General features: G+C 63.8%; 18 protein-coding genes. 10 read left to right on the top strand and 8 right to left on the bottom strand.

Annotation, left to right across the window (positions count from 1 at the left end):
- Positions 1-6: 6 nt before the first annotated feature.
- Positions 7-1737, bottom strand: a complete 1731-nt coding sequence (locus tag ACIPZC_RS19510) for a ShlB/FhaC/HecB family hemolysin secretion/activation protein (RefSeq protein WP_400628885.1) — start codon at positions 1735-1737, stop codon at positions 7-9.
- 129 nt (positions 1738-1866) lie between these two features.
- Positions 1867-4395: an ATP-dependent helicase HrpB gene (hrpB, locus tag ACIPZC_RS19505; protein WP_400628883.1), complete on the bottom strand. Its 2529-nt coding sequence runs from the start codon at positions 4393-4395 to the stop codon at positions 1867-1869.
- 116 nt (positions 4396-4511) lie between these two features.
- On the opposite strand from hrpB, the gene ACIPZC_RS19500 reads away from it, so the two are divergent.
- Both ACIPZC_RS19500 and ACIPZC_RS19495 read left to right on the top strand, forming a co-directional pair.
- Entirely contained in the window at positions 4512-4931 is a 420-nt protein-coding gene (locus tag ACIPZC_RS19500) for a polyribonucleotide nucleotidyltransferase (protein WP_241803920.1), read from the top strand.
- A gap of 25 nt (positions 4932-4956) precedes the next feature.
- On the top strand, positions 4957-5826 hold the full coding sequence (locus ACIPZC_RS19495) for a cation diffusion facilitator family transporter (protein ID WP_400628881.1): 870 nt from the start codon (positions 4957-4959) through the stop codon (positions 5824-5826).
- Between the two features lie 3 nt (positions 5827-5829).
- Here ACIPZC_RS19495 and ACIPZC_RS19490 read toward each other — a convergent pair whose 3' ends face one another.
- Positions 5830-6669 carry a DUF6515 family protein gene (locus ACIPZC_RS19490; protein ID WP_400628879.1) on the bottom strand — a complete coding sequence of 280 codons (840 nt, stop codon included), beginning with the start codon at positions 6667-6669 and terminating at the stop codon, positions 5830-5832.
- A gap of 394 nt (positions 6670-7063) precedes the next feature.
- Here ACIPZC_RS19490 and ACIPZC_RS19485 point away from each other — a divergent pair, with 394 nt between their 5' ends.
- The gene (locus tag ACIPZC_RS19485; protein WP_003249795.1) at positions 7064-7540 is read left to right on the top strand and encodes an Lrp/AsnC family transcriptional regulator; all 477 of its coding nucleotides are present in this window, start codon (positions 7064-7066) and stop codon (positions 7538-7540) included.
- A gap of 30 nt (positions 7541-7570) precedes the next feature.
- Entirely contained in the window at positions 7571-7774 is a 204-nt protein-coding gene (locus ACIPZC_RS19480) for a DUF2788 domain-containing protein (RefSeq protein WP_241803924.1), read from the top strand.
- A gap of 100 nt (positions 7775-7874) precedes the next feature.
- Here ACIPZC_RS19480 and ACIPZC_RS19475 read toward each other — a convergent pair whose 3' ends face one another.
- The 4 genes from ACIPZC_RS19475 to ACIPZC_RS19460 all read right to left on the bottom strand — a co-directional run bounded on the left by ACIPZC_RS19475 (position 7875) and on the right by ACIPZC_RS19460 (position 13871).
- Positions 7875-8504: a pseudouridine synthase gene (locus tag ACIPZC_RS19475; RefSeq protein ID WP_400628876.1), complete on the bottom strand. Its 630-nt coding sequence runs from the start codon at positions 8502-8504 to the stop codon at positions 7875-7877.
- A 6-nt stretch (positions 8505-8510) separates the two neighbouring features.
- On the bottom strand, positions 8511-9974 hold the full coding sequence (amn, locus tag ACIPZC_RS19470) for an AMP nucleosidase (protein ID WP_267820745.1): 1464 nt from the start codon (positions 9972-9974) through the stop codon (positions 8511-8513).
- A gap of 68 nt (positions 9975-10042) precedes the next feature.
- Entirely contained in the window at positions 10043-11695 is a 1653-nt protein-coding gene (locus ACIPZC_RS19465; RefSeq protein WP_400628873.1) for an acyl-CoA dehydrogenase family protein, read from the bottom strand.
- A gap of 184 nt (positions 11696-11879) precedes the next feature.
- On the bottom strand, positions 11880-13871 hold the full coding sequence (locus tag ACIPZC_RS19460; RefSeq protein ID WP_400628871.1) for a 7TM diverse intracellular signaling domain-containing protein: 1992 nt from the start codon (positions 13869-13871) through the stop codon (positions 11880-11882).
- Positions 13872-14136: 265 nt separating this feature from the next.
- Between ACIPZC_RS19460 and ACIPZC_RS19455 the strand changes: the two genes are divergently transcribed.
- The 4 genes from ACIPZC_RS19455 to ACIPZC_RS19440 all read left to right on the top strand — a co-directional run bounded on the left by ACIPZC_RS19455 (position 14137) and on the right by ACIPZC_RS19440 (position 17604).
- A complete protein-coding gene (locus ACIPZC_RS19455; RefSeq protein ID WP_241804121.1) occupies positions 14137-14934 on the top strand; it encodes a hydroxymethylpyrimidine/phosphomethylpyrimidine kinase in 798 nt (265 codons plus the stop codon).
- Between the two features lie 14 nt (positions 14935-14948).
- On the top strand, positions 14949-15572 hold the full coding sequence (thiE, locus tag ACIPZC_RS19450; protein ID WP_267820739.1) for a thiamine phosphate synthase: 624 nt from the start codon (positions 14949-14951) through the stop codon (positions 15570-15572).
- A gap of 17 nt (positions 15573-15589) precedes the next feature.
- Positions 15590-16873, top strand: coding sequence for a glutamate-1-semialdehyde 2,1-aminomutase (gene hemL, locus ACIPZC_RS19445; RefSeq protein WP_012312573.1), 1284 nt, complete (start codon positions 15590-15592; stop codon positions 16871-16873).
- Positions 16874-17058: 185 nt separating this feature from the next.
- On the top strand, positions 17059-17604 hold the full coding sequence (locus tag ACIPZC_RS19440; RefSeq protein WP_241803930.1) for a tetratricopeptide repeat protein: 546 nt from the start codon (positions 17059-17061) through the stop codon (positions 17602-17604).
- A 6-nt stretch (positions 17605-17610) separates the two neighbouring features.
- Here the strand turns inward: ACIPZC_RS19440 and ACIPZC_RS19435 are convergent, their stop codons facing one another.
- Complete coding sequence (locus ACIPZC_RS19435; protein ID WP_400628868.1) at positions 17611-17937, bottom strand: DUF1820 family protein; 327 nt, start codon at positions 17935-17937, stop codon at positions 17611-17613.
- Positions 17938-18100: 163 nt separating this feature from the next.
- On the opposite strand from ACIPZC_RS19435, the gene ACIPZC_RS19430 reads away from it, so the two are divergent.
- Positions 18101-19099, top strand: coding sequence for a PhoH family protein (locus tag ACIPZC_RS19430; RefSeq protein ID WP_241803932.1), 999 nt, complete (start codon positions 18101-18103; stop codon positions 19097-19099).
- Positions 19092-19565, top strand: a complete 474-nt coding sequence (ybeY, locus tag ACIPZC_RS19425; protein ID WP_012312569.1) for an rRNA maturation RNase YbeY — start codon at positions 19092-19094, stop codon at positions 19563-19565. Before ACIPZC_RS19430 ends, ybeY begins: the two co-directional genes overlap by 8 nt.
- Positions 19566-19578 lie beyond the last annotated feature (13 nt).

Here is a 19578-nt window from a genome sequence, read left to right as displayed (position 1 = left end):
GCGGTATTAAAGGTAGATATCCAGGCGGAAGTAGATCGGCGTTTCTCGCGCTTCGATGGCCGCTGGCCGCTCGAGGGAGTGGGCAAAGGTCACGCTGGCGGATACGTTTTCGCCGCGGGCGAACAGTTCGATGGCATCGCTGGACAAGCGCCCGCTCTGCCCGCTGTTGTAGCGGTCGTGGCGAATGGCACCGACGTCGTAGGCCAGCCCCAGGCCATACTCAGCCAGCATCGGCCGCAGCCACGCCCACTCCACCTGCCGGCTCCAGCGCAAATCGTTACGCCAGTAGTAACCGCTGTCTCCGTTAAGGCTCTGGTCCTTGTAGCCACGAATCGATGACTGGCTGCCCAGGCTCATGCGTTGCGGGCTGAACAGCAGGTCTTCACTACGCTGGCCGGTTGCCAGGCTGCTGAACACCAGTGACTCGCCGGCCAGCTTGAACGGCTGCAGGTAACTGACGGTGGCGGTGTACTTGCGGTAGCGGGCATTGGCCTGGCGATTCCCAGCTGCGTCGCGCTGGTCTTCGCGTTGGGCATCGAAAGCGCCGATGCCGTCCTGCATGCCCAAGTCCACGTTGACGAACGCGCCGCCGATGCGACGGCCGTGGTTGATGCCGAACTGCATTTCGCTCAGGCGGTTGCTGCTGGTATCCAGCTTGCTGTCTTCTATGAAGTTGTTGGTACGCAGGTAGCTGAGGCCGGTGTTGAGCGAGGTCTTGCTCTGAGCATCGCGGTGAATCACCCGCTCCAGGCGCAGTTGGTGGTTCTGGCTGTCACCATCTTGCTTGAAGTCAAAGCCGGAAGCCTTGGCCAAGGCCCGGTACTCGCTCTGGCTATAGCTGTAGCTGAGGTTCCACCAGCCGAACGGCAGGTTGTAGTAGAGCATGGCGCTGCGTGAGGTCTTCTGGTGGTCGCTGATGGCGTCGTGGCTGCCGCGCAGCACCAACTGATCAGCCAGCCCCAGCGGGCTGTCCCATTCCAGGCTGCTGCCCCACTGCTGCTCGCCGGTACTGCGCTGCCCGTCATTGCTGCGTGACAAACCGACGCGCCAGGGCTTTTGCGGGTTGTTGCGTACCACCACCTCACTGCCGCCCACCGCCTTTCCAGGGGTCAGCTCCATTTGTGCCTGATTGGAAGGTAGGCGGTTGAGCTGATCGACCATCTGCTCGACCTGCCGCAGATTGAGCAGATCGCCGGCGCTGCCGGGGAAGGCCATGTTTAGTTCACGGGCCGAAAGCCTGCTGCCTTCGGCCGGTTTCAGGCCTTCGAGACGGCCCTCCACCACGATGACTTTCAGATGGCCAGTGGAGAGATCCTGCTGCGGCAGGTAGGCGCGGCTGGTGACCAGGCCTTTCTGGATGTAAAGATCGGTGATGACCTTTAGCAGGCCATTGAGCTGCGTCACGCCCAAGCACTGACCAAGGTAAGGCTTGAGCAGGCGCTCGCGTTCCGTGTTGGAAAGGGCATCGGCCCCCTCCAGCTCAATGTCCTGGATCGGGAAGCAGCGGCTGTCGGCGGGCCTGGCCGAGGTGCCCGTATCGCTGCCTTTGCCGGGTAGTTCCTTGAGCTGTTCCAGACGCCGCTGCTGCTCTTCCAGCAGTCGGTTCTGACGGTCACGAATGAGGTCTTGGTCGCCTGGGGTGCTGAACGGCGCCGCACTGGCCACGTGGACACAGGTGACGAGCCAGGTACACAGCAGCCAGCCAAAGGCACGCTGAGCCACAGAGGGGGAAAACATGTTCGATCCTTCGAAAGCGAGACGGCGATGCGAAAAAGCTGGCGATACTAAAGAGCCATCATCCTGACGTCAAACAATCGGCGACATGCGGTACCTGTTTCGCCAGCAGGGCACCTGAAAGCAGGGCGTTCAGGTACCGCGCGGTTTGGCCCGCGCGGTTGCCTCAGCCACAAGCGGGTCGTCGGGCCAGTAATGCTTGGGGTATCTACCCTTGAGGTCCTTCTTCACATCTGCATAGGTGGTCCGCCAGAAGTTGGCCAGGTCCTGTGTAACCTGCACCGGCCGCCGTGCTGGCGACAGCAGGTGCAGCTTGACCTGCTGGCGACCTTGGGCGATGCGCGGCGTGTCAGCCAGGCCGAACAGCTCTTGCAGGCGCACGGCGAGGATTGGCGGGTTTTCACTGTAGTCGAGGCGGATACTCGACCCCGACGGCACAGCCAGGTGCGCTGGCGCCCATTCGTCCAGGCGCTGGGGCAGCGGCCAGGGCAACAGGTTACGCAAGATCGACGGCAGGTCCAGGGCGGCGAAATGGCTCAGCCGCGATACCTTGCCCAGATAAGGCTGCAGCCAGTGCTCCAGGCTGCCCAGCAGCGCCTCGTCGCTTAGGTCCGGCCACTCGCTATGGCCGTCTTTTTCCAGGTCAAGCTGGCGCAACAGCGCTATGCGCGCCTGCCACTGGCGCAACTCTGGCGTCCAGCTCAGCAGGTTCAGGCCTTTGCGCCGCACCAGGCCCAGCAGTGCCTTGGCGCGGGCCTCATCATTGAGCCCAGGCAGCGGTTCACGGCTAAGTACCAATTCGCCGACCTTGGTCTGACGCTCGGCACGCAACACCTGCTCGCGCTCGTCCCAGTCGAGAATGTCGACACGCTCGACCTGCTCGGCCAGCACCTCGTCGAGCAGTGCCGGGTCGAATTCGGCAGCCAGGTAAATCCGCTCCTCCCGCTGCCCCTGGCGGCTGCCCAGGTCGGCGATGACCAACCACGGGCATTTCATCAGTGCATCGGCCTCGGCGAACAAGGCAGCACGGCCGTTGGCCAGGCGATACTCGGCCCCGCCTTCGCGACGTTGCTGGGCGACCCGGTCGGGATAAGCCAACGCCAGCAGGGCGCCGAGCCAGCGTGGATGCTCGGGATCGGCAACCGCCGAGCTGGCCTTGCCGCGCAGCAGCCCCCGGTACTGGCGGGCCAACTGTCGGGCACGCTGCACACTGCCCTGGCCGTCACGGCTGACCTTGCTGTCACCGCTGATCAGTGCCAGCCGGCTATGCAGGTCGGCGCCCCCTGCGCGCTGGATGTCGCGCTCGCCCAACAAGGCGGCGACATCGCAGGCCATCGCGGCCAAGCCCAGGTCATGGCCGCGCAGCAGCAGGTGAGCGATACGCGGGTGGGCCGGAAGCTCGGCCATGGCCTGGCCGTGTTCACTGAGGTTTTCGCGGGTGCCCATCTTGAAAGCGCCAAGCCGCGCGAGCAGGTCTTGCGCCTGCGAATAGGCCGCCGCTGGCGGCTGGTCCAGCCAGCGCAACTGGTCAGGCGTAACACCCCATCGACCAAGCTGTAACGCCAGGCCAGCAAGGTCTGCCTGGAGGATTTCGGCACTGCCATGTGCTGCCAACTGATCGTGCTGGGCCTCTGACCACAGGCGGTAGCACACGCCCGGCTCAAGGCGCCCGGCACGGCCAGCCCGTTGGGTCGCACTGGCGCGGGAGATACGCTGGGTGTCCAGGCGCGTCATGCCGCTGCCAGGGTCGAAACGCGGTACCCGGGCAAGGCCGGCATCGATCACTACGCGTACGCCGTCGATGGTCAGGCTGGTCTCGGCGATGTTCGTGGCCAGCACGACCTTGCGCAGGCCCTGGGGCGCCGGATCGATGGCGGCACGCTGGGCATTGAGGTCGAGTTCGCCATGCAAGGGGCAAAGCAGAATGTCCGGGCGCTCGGCCAATGACGCCTGCAAACGTTGGTGAACCCTGCGGATCTCAGCCTGGCCGGGCAGGAACACCAACACACTGCCAGGCTGATCGGCCAAGGCCTCTAGCACACAGTCCACCACACGTGGCTCGATGAATTCCCCAGGCTGGGACGGCCGCCCCCAACGAATATCAACCGGGTGCATGCGGCCCTCGCTGCTGATCACCGGCGCGTCGTCGAGCAGCCGGGACAGGCGCTCGCCCTCCAGGGTTGCGGACATCAGCAGAATTTTCAGCGGCGGATCATCGCGCAGCAGTTCACGGCCATTGAGACTCAGCGCCAAGGCGAGGTCGGCATCCAGGCTGCGTTCGTGAAACTCGTCGAAGATCAGCAGCCCGACACCCTCCAGCGCAGGGTCTGCCTGCAACCGGCGGGTCAGGATGCCTTCGGTGACCACCTCGATACGCGTACCGGGCCCGACCTTGCTGTCCAGGCGAATGCGGTAGCCCACGGTCTCGCCGACTTTTTCACCCAGCTCGCTGGCCAGCCGTTCGGCCGCCGCGCGTGCGGCCAGGCGGCGGGGTTCCAGCATCACGATGGTCTGCCCGGCCAGCCAGGTTTCAGTCAACAGCGCCAGCGGCACACGGGTGGTCTTGCCGGCGCCGGGCGGGGCCTCGAGCACCGCTTCGTGACGGTTTTCCAGGGCGTGGCGCAAAGCTGGCAGGGCAACATCGATTGGTAAAGAAATCATGGTGGTCCTCGAACAGTCTGGCGAGTATAACGGCGAACCCAGCCTGCTCTATCATGGTCTTAGCATCAGGTGCCGGCGTATCGTCCACCTTGTGGCAACTTTCTTCGGAGATTCAAATGCGCATCCCATCCCGCGTCATCGGTGGCGCCCTCATCGCCACCTTGCTGACCCAGCTGACGGCCTGTGGCACGCTGTTCTACCCTGATCGCCGCGGGCAGATCGAAGGCAAGGTCGACCCGGTAATCGTCGCCCTCGATGCCATCGGTATTCTGTTCTACGTGATCCCAGGCCTGATTGCCTTCGGTGTCGACTTCGCCACCGGCGCCATCTACTACCCCGGGGGCACCACGGCACAGGTAGCGCCAGAGAAACTGCGCGAGGCCATCAAGCCTGATGGCAAGGTCGACAACCTCAAGCTGCAAGCCATTCTCGAAAGCGAGCTGGGCCAGCGCCTGCCGCTGGACGACCCACGGTTGATCCAGCATCGCGGCAGCGTCGAGCAACTGGCAGCGTTCGGCCTGGTGCCGGCAGCCTGATACCTGCAAGGAAGCCCCCCACGGCATGATCACCTCGGCGGAAAACGAGCGCCTGCTACGCCTGGCCACCCGCGCGTCGCTCGCGGTGGCCAGCATCCTGGTGCTGAGCAAGGCCGTGGCCTGGTGGTTGAGTGGCTCGGTCAGCCTGCTGGCCGGGCTGACCGATTCGGCGCTGGACGCGGTCGCCTCGTTCCTCAACCTGCTCGCGGTGCACTATGCGCTGCGCCCGGCTGACGATGACCATCGCTTCGGCCACGGCAAGGCAGAGGCCTTGGCAGGCATGGCCCAGGCCGTGTTCATCGGTGTGAGTGCGGTACTGATCGGGGTTCAGGCCGCCGAGCGTCTGCAATCGCCACAACCCTTGGGTGATACCGCCATCGGCATCGGCGTGATGCTGCTGTCGTTGGTACTGACGCTCGCTTTGCTGGCGCTGCAACGCAAGGTCATTCGCGTGACAGGCTCAACGGCGGTGCGTGCTGACTCGCTGCATTATCGCTCTGACCTGCTGCTCAATGGCAGCATCCTGCTGGCCTTGCTGCTGGCGCGTTACGGCTGGCCGCAACTGGACGCGCTGTTTGGCCTGGGTATCGCGCTGTACATCCTGTGGAGTGCACTGCAGATCGCCCGGGAAAGCACGGCAATCCTGATGGACAAGGAGCTGCCCGGCGACATCGGCGAGGGCATGGTCGAACTGGTGCTGGGCATTGCCGGGGTCAAAGGTGTACATGACCTGCGCACCAGGGTGTCGGGCAATCAGTGGTTCGTGCAACTGCATCTGGAACTACCAGGGCAGTTGCCGTTGCACGAGGCACATGCCCTGTGCGTACAGGCTTCAGAGGTCATCCGCCAGCGTTATCCACAGGCGGATGTGATGGTGCATGCCGACCCCGTCTGAAGGTCAATTGATGCTGTAGCCCCGGCCACTGAAACAGGCCCCCAGCGCCCGCCGATAGTGGTCTGCAACGTTGGCCGGGGGTGCGCTGGGTGCGGTGGCGGGGTCGAAGTTGGACTCGCTCACCGCCCACCGATGGCACTGGTAGCGGTCCTGGTCCTGTTGCTCCTGGCCTTGCCCGTGCATTGGGTAGGCCACCACATCGTATGCAGTGCCTGAAGGGGCTTGCGCCACCGGGGCCGGCGCGACGGCAGGGGGGCTGACCACCACGTACTCGCGGCTGTCTGCCAGGTACTGGTAATACGTATCGGCAACCAGGAAAAGCAGGGCACCCCCGACCCACACTTCACGTGCATAGGAGGGCAGGTAGCCGACCCGCACCCCGTAAGGCGGGGCGACCACGATGTAGCTGCCGCCCTGCGGTCGGTACCAGTAACCGCCTGAGTAGAAATAGTCCTGCCCACGGTACGGCACTTTCCAGTAGCGGTCCGGGAAACGCTCGACTCTGTGCCCAGGGCGATACTGCGGCCCCGGCCCCCATCCATTGCCATGGCCATCCGGCCGCCCCTGCCAGTCGCCACCCGGCCGTTGCCCAGGGCCGCCGGCCTCCCAGTGCCGGTAATCGGCATTGCGCCGGGGAATATCCTGATAGTAGCCCTGGCGGGCGGGCTGGGTCTGATGCACTTCATCGCGCGAGTTGAGCGGCGAACGGCCTTCGTAACTGCCGTTGGGATCCTGCCGGCCATTGCCACCATGCCCATCGTCAGGGCCTTGGGCCTGCGCCCCCAGACAGATGCTCACGCCAAGCAAACCAACACCTGCCAACTGCCAGATGCGCGACTTCATGTTGTTCCTCACGGTAAAGATAACGGCACGCTGCCAGTCTACCGCGCCTGTAACGGACAAACAGATGAAATCGCGGCCATGAAAAAAGGGAGGCCTTGTGGCCTCCCTTTGAGAATTGTCGTCCGTGCTCGGCACTTGTGGCGCCGGCTCACCTCATACGCTCTTGTGGAGGTACGTAGCCCGGGGGCCTGGCGGATCCTGTTGGATGGCTGGCCGCGACCGCCCGCCTAGGGCGCGTCGCCGTGGACTGATGTCCGGGCAGTGATTCTGTTGATAAAGATACGTGACAGGGGGCGGCAGCGGATTGCGAAGATTGCTCAGATAAATAGCACTTGCGCAATTTTTAACCCTGGATCGATAATTCACCGCAATCCGATCAGAAAAGGCCTTTTCCATGAGCAAGCTTGACCGCTACGACCTGAGCATCCTCGCCGAATTGCAGCGCGATGCGCGCATTTCCAACCAGGAGCTGGCCGAACGTATTGGCCTGTCGCCCTCCCCCTGCTCGCGTCGGGTCAAGCAACTGGAAGACGACGGCTATATCTCGCGGCAAGTCGCCCTGCTAGACCGCAAAAAGCTCGGCCTGAGCCTGACGGCTTACGTGCTGATCGGCATGGACCGGCACACCCCGGAGCGTTTCGAGACCTTCGAGGCGGCCATCCGCAACTTGCCACAGGTGCTCGAATGCAGCCTTGTCACCGGCATGGATGCCGACTATCAGCTAAAGGTGGTGGTACCGGACATGGATCACTACCAGAAGCTGCTCCTGGGTAGCCTGACCCGCATCGAAGGCGTCACCAGCGTGCGCTCGAGCTTCGTGCTCAATCAGGTGCTGGCGAGCACCGAACTGCCCCTGACCCACCTTCGTTGATTGGCTGCTGAGCCTGCCTGGAGAACACTGATGGATCCGGCTGTATTCGAAGAGTGGATGATGATCACCCTGGTCACCGTGTTGATCGGTTTCATGGGTTTCATCGTTTGGGACCTGGCAAAAAAATCCAAGGCCGGGCGGTTTGGCACGATGATCCTGTTCTTCGTGCTGGGGCTGGGGGTGCTGGCCTTTATCATCAAGACCGTGGTCGTGGGGATTCTGGAAGGGGTGTAGCGCCCTCCCAAGCCTGATCACCGGCAAGCTGGCGCCCATGGATGCCAAGGCCTGCGCATGTTCTGCAGGGCCCTCTTGCCGGCGATGATGCCAGCGAGCATTAAAGCTTGGCCGGCACCTCGCGCCAACACCCCTGCTCCAGCCCATCCAGCGCCCAGTCACCGATCCGCACACGCACCAGGCGCAAAGTCGGCAAGCCGACCGCCGCGGTCATGCGCCGCACCTGGCGGTTACGCCCCTCGCGAATCACCAGCTCCAGCCAACTTGTGGGCACGCTCTTGCGAAAGCGGACCGGCGGGTTGCGCGGCCACAGTTCGGGTTCCTCCAGGCGCCGAGCTTCGGCCGGCAAGGTCGGCCCGTCATTGAGCTCTACACCCTCGCGCAACCGCTTTAGCTGCTCATCGCTGGGCTCGCCTTCCACCTGCACCCAGTACGTCTTGGCCAGCTTGTGCTTGGGGTCGGCGATGCGGGCCTGCAAACCGCCGTCATTGGTCAGCAGCAGCAAACCTTCACTGTCACGGTCCAGCCGACCGGCCGGGTAAATACCAGGGATATCGATGTAATCCTTGAGCGTGGCACGGCCATCGCCGTCGCTGAACTGGGTCAGCACATCGAACGGCTTGTTGAACAGCACCAGGCGCGGCTCAGCCGGCGGTGCCTTGGGCTGGCGCCTTGGGCCGGCGGGCCGCGCCTTGGGGTGGCGCGGCTTGGAACGGGGTGGCAGTGGCATGGATCCTCAGCGGAACGGCGGCTCATCGAAGCTGCGCAGTTTACGCGAGTGCAGCGAGTTGAGCTCGGTGCGCAGCAGGTCGAGGGCGGCAATGCCGATCTTCAAGTGCTGGCTGACCGCGCGGTTATAGAAGGCATTGGCCGAACCGGGCAGCTTGATTTCGCTGTGCAGCGGTTTGTCGGACACGCACAGCAAGGTGCCGTATGGCACCCGCAGGCGATACCCCTGGGCGGCGATGGTACCGCTCTCCATGTCTACCGCCACCGCTCGCGACAGGTTGATCAGTGGCCGTTCCTGGGCCCAGCGCAGCTCCCAGTTACGATCGTCGTAGGTCAGTACGGTGCCGGTGCGCAGGCGCTTCTTCAACTCCTCGCCACGCTCGCCGGTCACCTGGGCTGCCGCCTCCTGCAGCGCCAGCTGCACCTCGGCCAGGGCCGGGATGGGGATGTTCGGCGGCACCACCCGGTCAAGAATACCGTCGCGGCGCATGTAAGCGTGCGCCAGCACATAGTCACCGATGGTCTGCGACTGGCGCAGGCCCCCGCAGTGGCCGATCATCAGCCAGCAGTGCGGACGCAGCACGGCCAGGTGGTCGGTGATGTTCTTGGCGTTGGACGGGCCGACACCGATGTTGACCAGGGTGACGCCGTCACCGTCAGCGGCGATCAGGTGATACGCCGGCATCTGATAGCGGTGCCAGACCACGCTGGCCACCAGGGCCTGCGCCTCACCGTGGTCCATGCCTTTTTCGATCGACACGTTGCCCGGCAGCACCATGCGCACGAAGCGCGGGTCGTCACGCAGCTGTTCAAGGCCGTGGCTGATGAACTGGTCGACATAACGGTGGTAGTTGGTCAGCAGGATCCAAGGCTGCACATGGCGCCAGTCGCTGCCGGTGTAGTGCACCAGGCGGCGCAGTGAGAAGTCCACGCGGGCAGCGTCGAACAGCGCCAGCGGCAGGGTTTCGGCACTGCCCCAGTCGCACAGGCCGTCGGCGATGTCGTCAGTGGCGGCAGACAGGTCGGTGCTGGGGAATACCCGCGCCAGCTCGGCGGCAGTGATGCCGCTGCCCGCCAGCTCATCGCCCTGGTCGACCACGTAGGGGTACGGGATGTTCTGTTCGCTGACACCGACCTCGACGGTCACGGTGTAGTCCTGCATCAAAGGGCGCAACTGCTCGAGCAGATAACCCCGAAATGCCGCAGGCTGGGTGACCGTGACGCTGTAGGTGCCCGCCACTTGCACCTTGGCATAGGCACGGGTGGTGGCGGCGACTTCGCCGTGGCTGTAGTAGGTCAGGCGCAACGCCGGGTAGCGGTAGACGGCGCGCTCGTCGGCGTCCGGCTCGGTGCGGTCTTTCAGGTAACGCTTGAGGGCCTGGCTGAGGGCCCCGGTGGCCTGTTCATGCAAGGCCGCCAGACGGTCGACGGCCTGTTCGGGGGTATCAACGACTACAAAGGCTTGGCTCACACTGTGCTTCCTGTCTGGACATGCATGTCAGCCATCTTGCCTGCCTTCGCCAGTAAAAACATCCCCTGTCAGCCGGGCCAGCCAGGCGTGGCCCGTGCAACCAGTGCCTGAACATCGGCGCCCCGCGGCAACGCCCCGTAAACGCGGCCGCCGCCGGCCAGCCGGCTGCCGATGAAGGCATCGCTGACAGAGCTGTTACCCGCCTCCAGCAACAGCTTGGCCTGCAGCGCCAGGGCAATGTCCTCGGTCAGCTGCCGGGCACGATACTGGATGTCACTCGTATCGGTGAACGCACCCTTGAGGTTGCCGATGTGCGCGGCCAGCCGTGGATCGCCATGGCCATCGCCCAGTTCAGCGAACAGCGCATCGAGCACACCCGGCTCCTTGGACAGTGCCCGCAGCACATCCAGGCACTGGACGTTGCCTGAGCCCTCCCAGGTGGAATTGACCGGTGCTTCGCGGTACAGGCGCGGCAGGATGCTGTCCTCGACATAACCGGCACCGCCCAGGCACTCGGCAGCTTCGTTGATCATCGCCGGCGCGCGCTTGCAGATCCAGTACTTGCCCACCGCCGTGACCAACCGGGCGAAGTGCGCCTGCTGCGGGTCATCGAGTTGCTCCAGCGCTTGCCCCATGCGCAGGCTCAGGGCCAGGGCCGCTTCGCTTTCCAGCGCCAGGTCGGCCAGCACGTTCTGCATCAGCGGCTGCTCGCTCAGCACCCGGCCGCCGACCTTGCGGTGTGCGCAGTGGTGGGTGGCCTGGGTCAAGGCCTGGCGCATCAGGGCGCTTGAGCCGACCATGCAGTCGAAGCGGGTCATGGCCACCATCTCGATGATGGTCGGCACGCCCCGCCCCTCCTCACCGACCATCCAGGCCAGCGCGCCACGGAACTCCACTTCGCTGGAAGCATTGGAGCTGTTGCCAAGCTTGTTCTTCAGGCGCTGGATGTAGAACTGGTTGCGGCTGTCATCCGGGCGATGGCGTGGCAACAGGAAACAGCTCAAGCCTTTGTCGGTCTGCGCCAGTGTCAGGAAGGCGTCGCACATTGGCGCCGAGCAGAACCATTTATGCCCAACCAGCTCGTAGGCCTGACCCGGCCCCGGGCTGCCGACAGGATAGGCGCGGGTGGTGTTGGCGCGCACATCGGTACCGCCCTGCTTTTCTGTCATGGCCATGCCGATGGTCACGCCCGCCTTGTGGCGATCGCCGACGTTGCGCGGGTCGTATTCGCGGGCGAGAACCTTCGGCAACCAGTACTCGGCCAGCTCAGGCTGCAGCCTGAGCGCCGGCACAGCGGCAAAGGTCATGGTCAGCGGGCAACCGGTACCGGCTTCTGCCTGGCTGTGCAGGTAAGTCATCGATGCCCGGGCTACATGGGCACCGGGGCGCGGCTCGGCCCAGGGTAACGCGGGCAGGCCGTGCTCGACGGCCGTGCGCATCAGCTCGTGGTAGGCGGGGTGGAACTCCACCAGGTCGATGCGGTGACCGTAGCGGTCATGGCTGCTGAACACGGGTTTGTTCGCGTTGGCCAGAAAGCCCGCGGCCATCAGCGGCCCACCGGCCAAGGCACCATAGGCATCGATCCGCGATTCGGCCCAGCCGGCCCCGAAACGCCGCGACCACTCCTGCAGTGGCAGGTCCAGGCGGTACAGGTTGGCACCGTCGAGCGATGGCGGCTGGTTGGTGACTTCGTGGGTTTCAGCGTACTGGTGCAGGTTCATGGGGAGCTCCTGGAGGCCGTGTAGGGCTGAGAAGTCCAGTGAAGCACTCACCGCTGGGCAGACAAAGTGACAATAGTGACTAAACGTGTGATTTGAATTGCCCGCAGGGGTCACCCGGTCAACTGTGGGCGGGCCGAGCAGAGGGCGCAGTGCAACCCCTGGCAGGGGCTACACCGTTGTGCCATCAGAGCCGTGAACTGCCCGACACCGCCCTCCCCGCCGGGATCTGCACCTGCGCTATCGCCACTTCCAGGCTCAACTCGAACCGGCTACCCAGCCCCCGCGTAGACTCATGCACCAGCTGGCCGCCCAGCACCTCGCCCATCTGCCGGCAGATCGACAGGCCAATGCCCAACCCGCCATATCGACGGGTCATCGAGCCATCGACCTGGAAGAAGCGCTGATACAGGATCGCCTGGTCCAGGTCATCGAAGCCGATGCCGCTGTCACTGACGGTGAAGGTCAGCGCCAGGCTGCCTGGCCCAAGACGACGGCCACGCACCTGGATCATCACCCCACCCTGGTGGGTGAACTTGAGGCCGTTGTCCACCAGGCACCCCAGGCAACGCGCCAGTTTGTGCGCATCGCCCAGCAGTTCGTCCGGCAGCTCGGCGGGAATGTCCAGGCTCAGGTACAGCCCCTTGCCCAGCGCCGTTCCGGCATAGCCGGCCCGCAGCTCCTGGAGCATGCGCCGCAAGCTGAACGGCGCCGCCTGCAGGCGCAGGCGGCCGGCCTGCAACTCGGTGAGGGTGAGAATATCGTCGACCATGTCCATCATGTTCTGCGCGGAGCCCACCGCCGTGCGGTGGTACTGGGCCATCTCGGCGCTCAGCGGCAAGGTGTGCATCAGCTCCAGCGAGCCGATCACACCGTTCATCGGGGTGCGCAGTTCGTGGGTGATCGTGGCGAGGAACTCATCCTTCAGATGGTTGCTCCTGGCCAACTGCTGGTTCAGTTGTTCCAGCGTGCGCCCGGTATCACGCAGGGTCTGTGCCTGCTGCTCGCGCATGCTGTTGATACGATCGGCCAGCGCCAGGGACAGCAACGCCACTTCCAGCGCCGCACCGAGCTGGCTGGCATACATGGTCAGGAACACATTGGGCAGGTAACCCAGCACCATCAGGGTGTTGACCAGCCCGCCCAGCAGGAACGCCGTCCAGGCAATGATGAACCAGCGCGCCACCCGCAGGCCGCGTACCCAGGCATAAAGCCCCGCGGCGAAAATGCTGACGGTGAACAGCAGGGCCAGTACCGTGGCCATACGCAAGGCGATGCCATAGGGCATGCTCACCGCCAGCAGCATCACCAGCACTGCGCCAAGCATCAATAACTGCAGCAGGCGGTCGAACCCTCGGCTGATCGTGCCCAAGCGCAGGAAGTGGCGGGCGAACTGGCAACCGAACAAGCCGGCCGCACCGATGAACAGCGGCGTGGCGGCATTCGCCCACCAGGGGCTGTCCGGCCAGAAGTACGCCACCCCTGCGCCGTTGACCGACACCTGGTAGAGGCCGAACGAGGCAATATAGAGGATGTAATAGAGGTAGCTGACGTCCCGCACGCTGAGGAAGATGAACAGGTTGTACACCAGCATCACCAGCAAGACCCCGTAGATCATCCCCAGCATATACAGGCGAGTGGGCTGCTCTTCCATGTAGGCCTCGGCAGACCACAACGCCAATGGCGCCTGTACCGAGCCTTGGCTGTGCAGGCGCAGGTACACGGTGGTCGCCTGGTTGGGCTGCAGCGGCAGTTCGAACAGGTAGTTGTTCTGGAGAATCTGACGGCTGGCGTAGGGCAAGGCATCGCCGGTACGCTGTGCCAGGCGGTAGGTACCATCGGCACCCGGCAGATAGAGCTCGAGGTGATCCAGCGGCGGGTACGCCAGCTCCAGCAACCATTGGCGCGGTGCGGCGTTCGCCGAGGCCAGGTAGCGCAAATCGACCTTGAGCCAGAACACCGAAGTCGAATAGCCGGCGTTCAGCACGTGTTCATGGTGTGGGCGAAAACGGTTGGCGAAGGTGGGCGCGGTAACCTGAGCGATGCTGGCGCTGCCATTGCGGTCTTCATAGACCTGCATGGTGCTGCCCAGCGGCAGGTACCGGGTGGAGTCGTCGAAATCGACCGCAGTGGCCATCACGGGCAAGCAGCCCAGAAGCAAAATCAGCAAATAGCGCATACGGCCCCAGCATGGCGTGTCCGGACACGTCGCAATGGCCCCCTATCCCTATGAGACGACGAATTCCGGCAAAGCCCGTTTATCGAGTTATCCGAGCACTCTAGCATAGCTTTGAAGGCTAACAACGGGCCATCTTGATTTAGGCTAAAAAGGCTCTAGATCGATACTTTCAGGCCATGAAGAAACCGAAAGCTGACCTATCGATCAACAAAATCCGTTTGTAGGACGATCCGTACAAATGGGTTTGGTGGTAAGCTCGCCGACCATGAATACCTACAGCTCCCGCCCCGTTGTCCTCTGTCTCTCCGGCCACGACCCAAGTGGCGGTGCCGGCTTGCAGGCAGATATCGAAGCCCTGATCGCCCAAGGCTGTCATGCCGCACCCGCGGTGACCGCCCTGACCGTACAGGATACCGTCAACGTTTCCGACTTCCGCGTGCTCGACCGTGAGTGGGTGCTGGCCCAGGCCAATGCCGTACTGGCCGACTCCACGGTCGCCGCGGTCAAGCTGGGCATGCTCGGCTCGATCGAAATGGTCGATACCGTCGCCGAACTGCTCATTGCCCACCCACACCTGCCGGTGGTCTGCGACCCGGTGCTGCGCGCCGGTGGCGGTGGCCGGCTGGGCAAGGACGAGGTCGGCTATGCCGTGCGCGAGCGCCTGTTGCCGCTGGCCGCCATTGCCACACCGAACCTGCCCGAGGCACGCATCCTTGCCGAGCTGCCTGACGGTAGCGCAGACGAGTGCGCCGAAAAATTGCTGCCGTTCTGTAAACACCTGCTGATCACCGGTGGCCACGGCGACGAAGAAGAAATCCACAACCGCCTGTACAGCCGCGATGGCCAGCGTCATACCTGGACCTGCCAGCGCCTGCCTGGCAGCTACCACGGCTCGGGCTGTACCCTGGCCAGCACGTTGGCCGGCCGCCTGGCCTTGGGCGAACACCTGCAAAGCGCAGTGCGCAGTGCCCTCGACTACACCTGGCGCACCCTGCGTGACGCCGAGCAGCTGGGCAAGGGCCAGTTCGTCCCGCGCCGTCTGCCCCTGGATTTCTGCTCCTGATACGAGGCTTTCTGATGAAGCTACGCGGTCTGTATGCAATCACCGACAGCCAGCTGCTCGCCGGCCGTTTCCTGTCCCATGTCGAGGCGGCACTGGAAGGCGGCGTGCGCCTGCTGCAGTACCGCGATAAAAGCGATGATGACGGCCGCCGACTGCGCGAAGCCCAAGCATTGCTCAAGCTCTGCGAACGCTACGGCACCGAGCTGGTCATCAACGACGATGCCGAACTGGCGGCGCGCCTGGGCGTCGGTGTGCACCTGGGGCAGACTGACGGCCCCTTGACCCCGGCCCGTGCCCTGCTGGGCCGCCAGGCCATCATTGGCTCGACCTGCCACGCCAGCCTCGACCTGGCCACCCAGGCCGCCAGCGAAGGCGCCAGTTACGTTGCCTTTGGCCGTTTCTTCAATTCCGTGACCAAGCCCGGTGCACCCGCCGCCGATGTTGGCCTGCTGGCGCAGGCCCGGGCCCAGGTCAAACTGCCGATCGCCGTGATCGGCGGCATCACCCTCGACAACGCCGCCCCTCTGGTCGCCCACGGTGCCGACCTGCTGGCGGTGATCCATGGCCTGTTCGGTGCCGACAGCGCGCAGGAAGTCACTCGCCGCGCCCGCGCCTTCAACGCCCTGTTCGCTTCCTGATTTCAAGAGAAGATCCCATGTCCCGTTCCGAATCCCTGTTCGCCCAAGCCCAGAAGCACATCCCAGGTGGCGTCAATTCGCCGGTCCGCGCCTTCAAGAGCGTCGGCGGCACCCCGCTGTTCTTCAAGCATGCCGAAGGCGCCTATGTCGTCGACGAAGACGACAAGCGCTATGTTGACTACGTGGGTTCGTGGGGGCCGATGATCCTCGGCCACGGCCACCCACAGGTGCTCGACGCGGTGCGCAACCAGTTGCAGCACGGCTTGTCCTACGGCGCGCCGACCGCCATGGAAACCGAGATGGCAGACCTTGTCTGCTCGCTGGTGCCCTCCATGGAAATGGTGCGCATGGTCAGCTCCGGCACCGAAGCCACCATGAGCGCGATCCGCCTGGCCCGTGGTTACACCGGCCGCGACGCCATCATCAAGTTCGAAGGCTGCTACCACGGCCACTCCGACAGCTTGCTGGTCAAGGCCGGCTCCGGCTTGCTGACCCAGGGCGTGCCAAGCTCGGCAGGCGTGCCAGCGGACTTCGCCAAGCACACCCTGACCCTGCCGTTCAACGACATCGCTGCTGTCGAGAAGACCCTGGCCGAGGTCGGCCAGACCGTAGCCTGCATCATCGTCGAGCCCGTGGCCGGCAACATGAATTGCGTACCGCCAGCGCCTGGCTTCCTCGAAGGCCTGCGCGAGCAGTGCGACAAGCACGGCGTGGTGTTGATCTTCGACGAAGTGATGACCGGCTTCCGGGTCTCGCTGGGCGGCGCCCAAGGCTACTACGGCATCACCCCGGACCTGTCGACCTTCGGCAAGATCGTCGGCGGTGGCATGCCGGTCGGCTGCTTCGGCGGCAAGCGCGAGATCATGGGCTGCATCGCCCCGCTGGGCCCCGTGTATCAGGCCGGTACCCTGTCGGGTAACCCGCTGGCCATGGCCGCAGGCCTGACCACGCTGAAACTGATCAGCCGCCCAGGCTTCCACGACGAGCTGAGCGACTTCACCAGCCGCATGCTCGACGGCCTGCAGCAGCGTGCAGATGCCGCTGGCGTGCCGTTCGTGACGACCCAGGCAGGTGCCATGTTCGGCCTGTACTTCAGTGGCGCCGACGATATCGTCACCTTCGATGACGTGATGGCCAGCGATGCCGAGCGCTTCAAGCGCTTCTTCCACCTGATGCTCGACGGTGGCGTCTACCTGGCACCTAGCGCCTTCGAGGCCGGCTTCACCTCCATCGCACACGGTGACAAGGAGCTGCAGATCACCCTGGACGCGGCTGAGCGGGCATTTGCCGCACTGAAGTAAAGCGCGGCCAGAGCGCTTCGCCGGGCAATCGGGCGAAGCGCTCTGGCAATAAATGCCCGGCCACACCCGCAACTTTCCCCACCGGCACATAAATTCGAGTAAAACTTTGTAAGGTTGGCGCTGCTTATCCCATAATGTGCCACCAGAGACATTGGCCGTAGCTTTGCAGAGGTATGTCGATCCCCATGAACCGCACCGGCCGCGCCCTTGCCCTGGGCTGCCTGTTGCTTCTTCAGCCCCTGCTGGCACTGGCGGAGGGCGGTAACTCGTTGCTGATTCCTGCAACGGGGCGCTGCACGCTCAATGTCCAGCCAGAGGACCAGCAAAACGCCCTCAAGGCTTGCGAGCAGATGGCGGCGACCGGGGACGCCCAGGCGCAGTACGAACTGGGTGAGTACTACTACACGCAAACCCCCAAAGACCTGAAACTGGCCCTGGACTGGTTCGAAAAAGCCTCGCTGCAAGGCCATGCACAGGCCCAGTACCGCCTTGGCGGCATGTTCTTTCATGGCGAAGGGGTCGAGGCCAACAACGTACAGGCCTACATCCTGCTGAAAATGGCGGCGGTCAACGGTGCAGAGGATGCGCTGGACATGGCCGACGAAGTCACCGAGCAGATGCCCCGCGATGAACTGGAGCATGCCACCCAGGTACTCGGCCAGATCTTCCGCAAATACCTGCTGGAACTGCAAAGCGCCGAAGGGCGCACGCCGTTCTCGCCACTCCCCTGATCCGCGTTACTTCTCTGGCATCGGCACAGGGAACGGCATCACATTGCCGGTTCCTTTGGCTTCGCTGATCTTGGCCGTGCCCAGGCGCTCCACCTCGTCGATGCGCACGATCGTGTGCATCGGCACGAAGCTGCGGATCACACCTTCGAACTGGTTCTTGAGCTTTTCTTCACTCGGGTCGACGACGATCTGGGTGCGCTCACCAAAAACGAATTCCTCGATTTCCAGGAAGCCCCACAGGTCGCTCTGATAGATCTGTTTGGCATACATCTCGAAGACCTGCCCCTGATTGAGGAAGATCACTTTATAGATGGCGGGTTCGCGTTTGCTCATGTTTGCCGGGATAACACATGCGTAAGAAAAGGCGCGCATCATAACAGACAGGCCCGTTGATCTGTGCTGCCGATACCGTTGAACGTTTCAGTGCTTTCGCCCCTGCCCTTCAAGGGTTATTCTTGGGTTCACCATCATTGCCGTCGAGCGGCCAAAAACGACCTTGAACGCACCCATACAACCTCATCGCTTCATCCTCGAACCCTTCGAGGCCCACCGTTTCGCCAACCTGTGCGGCCAGTTCGACGAGCACTTGCGCCTGATCGAACAACGCCTGGCCATCGAGATCCGTAACCGCGGCAATCAATTCGAGCTGATCGGCGAACCCAAGACCACCTCTGCTGCCGAGCAACTGCTGCGCCGCCTCTATCGCGAGGCCAAGGCCACCGAGCTGTCGCCGGAAACCGTGCACCTGTACCTGCAGGAATCGACCGTCGAGAACATCGAAAACCCGGCAGTCAACGAGGTCAGCGTTTCCCTGCGCACGCGCAAAGGCAACATTCGCCCGCGCGGCGTCAACCAGCAGCGTTACGTCAAGGAAATCCTGGGCAACGACATCAACTTCGGCGTAGGCCCGGCCGGTACCGGCAAGACCTACCTGGCCGTGGCCTGCGCCGTCGATGCGCTGGAGCGCGAGCAGGTGCGCCGCATCCTGCTGGTGCGCCCGGCGGTCGAGGCCGGCGAAAAGCTCGGCTTCCTGCCTGGCGACCTGGCCCAGAAGATCGACCCGTACCTGCGCCCGCTGTACGACGCCCTGTACGAAATGCTCGGCTTCGAGCACGTGGCCAAGCTGATCGAGCGCCAGGTGATCGAGATCGCCCCGCTGGCCTACATGCGCGGCCGTACCCTGAACAACAGTTTCATCATCCTCGACGAGAGCCAGAACACCACGCTCGAACAGATGAAAATGTTCCTGACCCGTATCGGCTTCGGCTCCACTGCGGTGATCACCGGCGACATCACTCAGGTCGACCTGCCACGTGGCACCAAGTCTGGCCTGGCGCATGTGATCGAGGTGCTCAAGGACGTTCCGGGTATCAGCTTTACCCACTTCCAACCCAAAGATGTGGTTCGTCACCCACTGGTGCAGCGCATTGTCGAGGCCTATGACCGCTTCGATGCCCGCCAGGCCAAGCCCGAGGCGCCCGGCAAAGATGCTTGAACTTGACCTGCAACGCGCCACGGATGCCGCCACGCCTGACGATGCCGCTTTGCGCGCCTGGTGCGAACTGGCCTTGCGCCAGCGCAGCGCCGACTCGGAAATGACCATCCGTCTGGTCGACGAAGCCGAAGGCCGCGAGCTCAACCATACCTACCGGCACAAAGACTACGCGACCAACGTGCTGTCGTTCCCGGCCGATGTGCCCGATGAACTGCTCGATATCCCGCTTTTGGGCGACCTGGTGATCTGCGTGCCAGTGGTCGAGCGTGAGGCTGCCGAACAGGGCAAGTCGCTGCAAGCGCATTGGGCGCACCTGGTCATCCACGGCTGCCTGCATCTGCTGGGCTACGACCACATCGAAGACGATGAAGCCGAGGAAATGGAAGCGCTGGAACGGGAATTGCTGGCAGAACTGGGTCACCCCGACCCGTATGCCGACGATGAAAACGATTCAATCACACACTGATACTGCAAGGATC

It is taken from the genome of Pseudomonas sp. NPDC089743 (assembly GCF_044748785.1).
GTDB classification, from domain to species: Bacteria; Pseudomonadota; Gammaproteobacteria; order Pseudomonadales; family Pseudomonadaceae; genus Aquipseudomonas; species Aquipseudomonas putida_X.
The sequence above is the reverse complement of the archived record's forward strand: the minus strand, read 5'-3'. Positions and strand labels throughout refer to the sequence as shown.

What these genes read in the sequence shown, in the direction of transcription:
- ACIPZC_RS19510 (WP_400628885.1), bottom strand. Translation starts at nt 1,737, where the DNA reads ATGTTTTCCCCCTCTGTGGCTCAGCGTGCCTTTGGCTGGCTGCTGTGT.
- ACIPZC_RS19495 (WP_400628881.1), top strand. Translation starts at nt 4,957, where the DNA reads ATGATCACCTCGGCGGAAAACGAGCGCCTGCTACGCCTGGCCACCCGC.
- hrpB (WP_400628883.1), bottom strand. Translation starts at nt 4,395, where the DNA reads ATGATTTCTTTACCAATCGATGTTGCCCTGCCAGCTTTGCGCCACGCC.
- ybeY (WP_012312569.1), top strand. Translation starts at nt 19,092, where the DNA reads ATGCTTGAACTTGACCTGCAACGCGCCACGGATGCCGCCACGCCTGAC.
- ACIPZC_RS19435 (WP_400628868.1), bottom strand. Translation starts at nt 17,937, where the DNA reads ATGAGCAAACGCGAACCCGCCATCTATAAAGTGATCTTCCTCAATCAG.
- ACIPZC_RS19480 (WP_241803924.1), top strand. Translation starts at nt 7,571, where the DNA reads ATGGATCCGGCTGTATTCGAAGAGTGGATGATGATCACCCTGGTCACC.
- ACIPZC_RS19475 (WP_400628876.1), bottom strand. Translation starts at nt 8,504, where the DNA reads ATGCCACTGCCACCCCGTTCCAAGCCGCGCCACCCCAAGGCGCGGCCC.
- ACIPZC_RS19490 (WP_400628879.1), bottom strand. Translation starts at nt 6,669, where the DNA reads ATGAAGTCGCGCATCTGGCAGTTGGCAGGTGTTGGTTTGCTTGGCGTG.
- ACIPZC_RS19500 (WP_241803920.1), top strand. Translation starts at nt 4,512, where the DNA reads ATGCGCATCCCATCCCGCGTCATCGGTGGCGCCCTCATCGCCACCTTG.
- ACIPZC_RS19485 (WP_003249795.1), top strand. Translation starts at nt 7,064, where the DNA reads ATGAGCAAGCTTGACCGCTACGACCTGAGCATCCTCGCCGAATTGCAG.
- ACIPZC_RS19455 (WP_241804121.1), top strand. Translation starts at nt 14,137, where the DNA reads ATGAATACCTACAGCTCCCGCCCCGTTGTCCTCTGTCTCTCCGGCCAC.
- ACIPZC_RS19460 (WP_400628871.1), bottom strand. Translation starts at nt 13,871, where the DNA reads ATGCGCTATTTGCTGATTTTGCTTCTGGGCTGCTTGCCCGTGATGGCC.
- ACIPZC_RS19465 (WP_400628873.1), bottom strand. Translation starts at nt 11,695, where the DNA reads ATGAACCTGCACCAGTACGCTGAAACCCACGAAGTCACCAACCAGCCG.
- hemL (WP_012312573.1), top strand. Translation starts at nt 15,590, where the DNA reads ATGTCCCGTTCCGAATCCCTGTTCGCCCAAGCCCAGAAGCACATCCCA.
- ACIPZC_RS19440 (WP_241803930.1), top strand. Translation starts at nt 17,059, where the DNA reads ATGAACCGCACCGGCCGCGCCCTTGCCCTGGGCTGCCTGTTGCTTCTT.
- thiE (WP_267820739.1), top strand. Translation starts at nt 14,949, where the DNA reads ATGAAGCTACGCGGTCTGTATGCAATCACCGACAGCCAGCTGCTCGCC.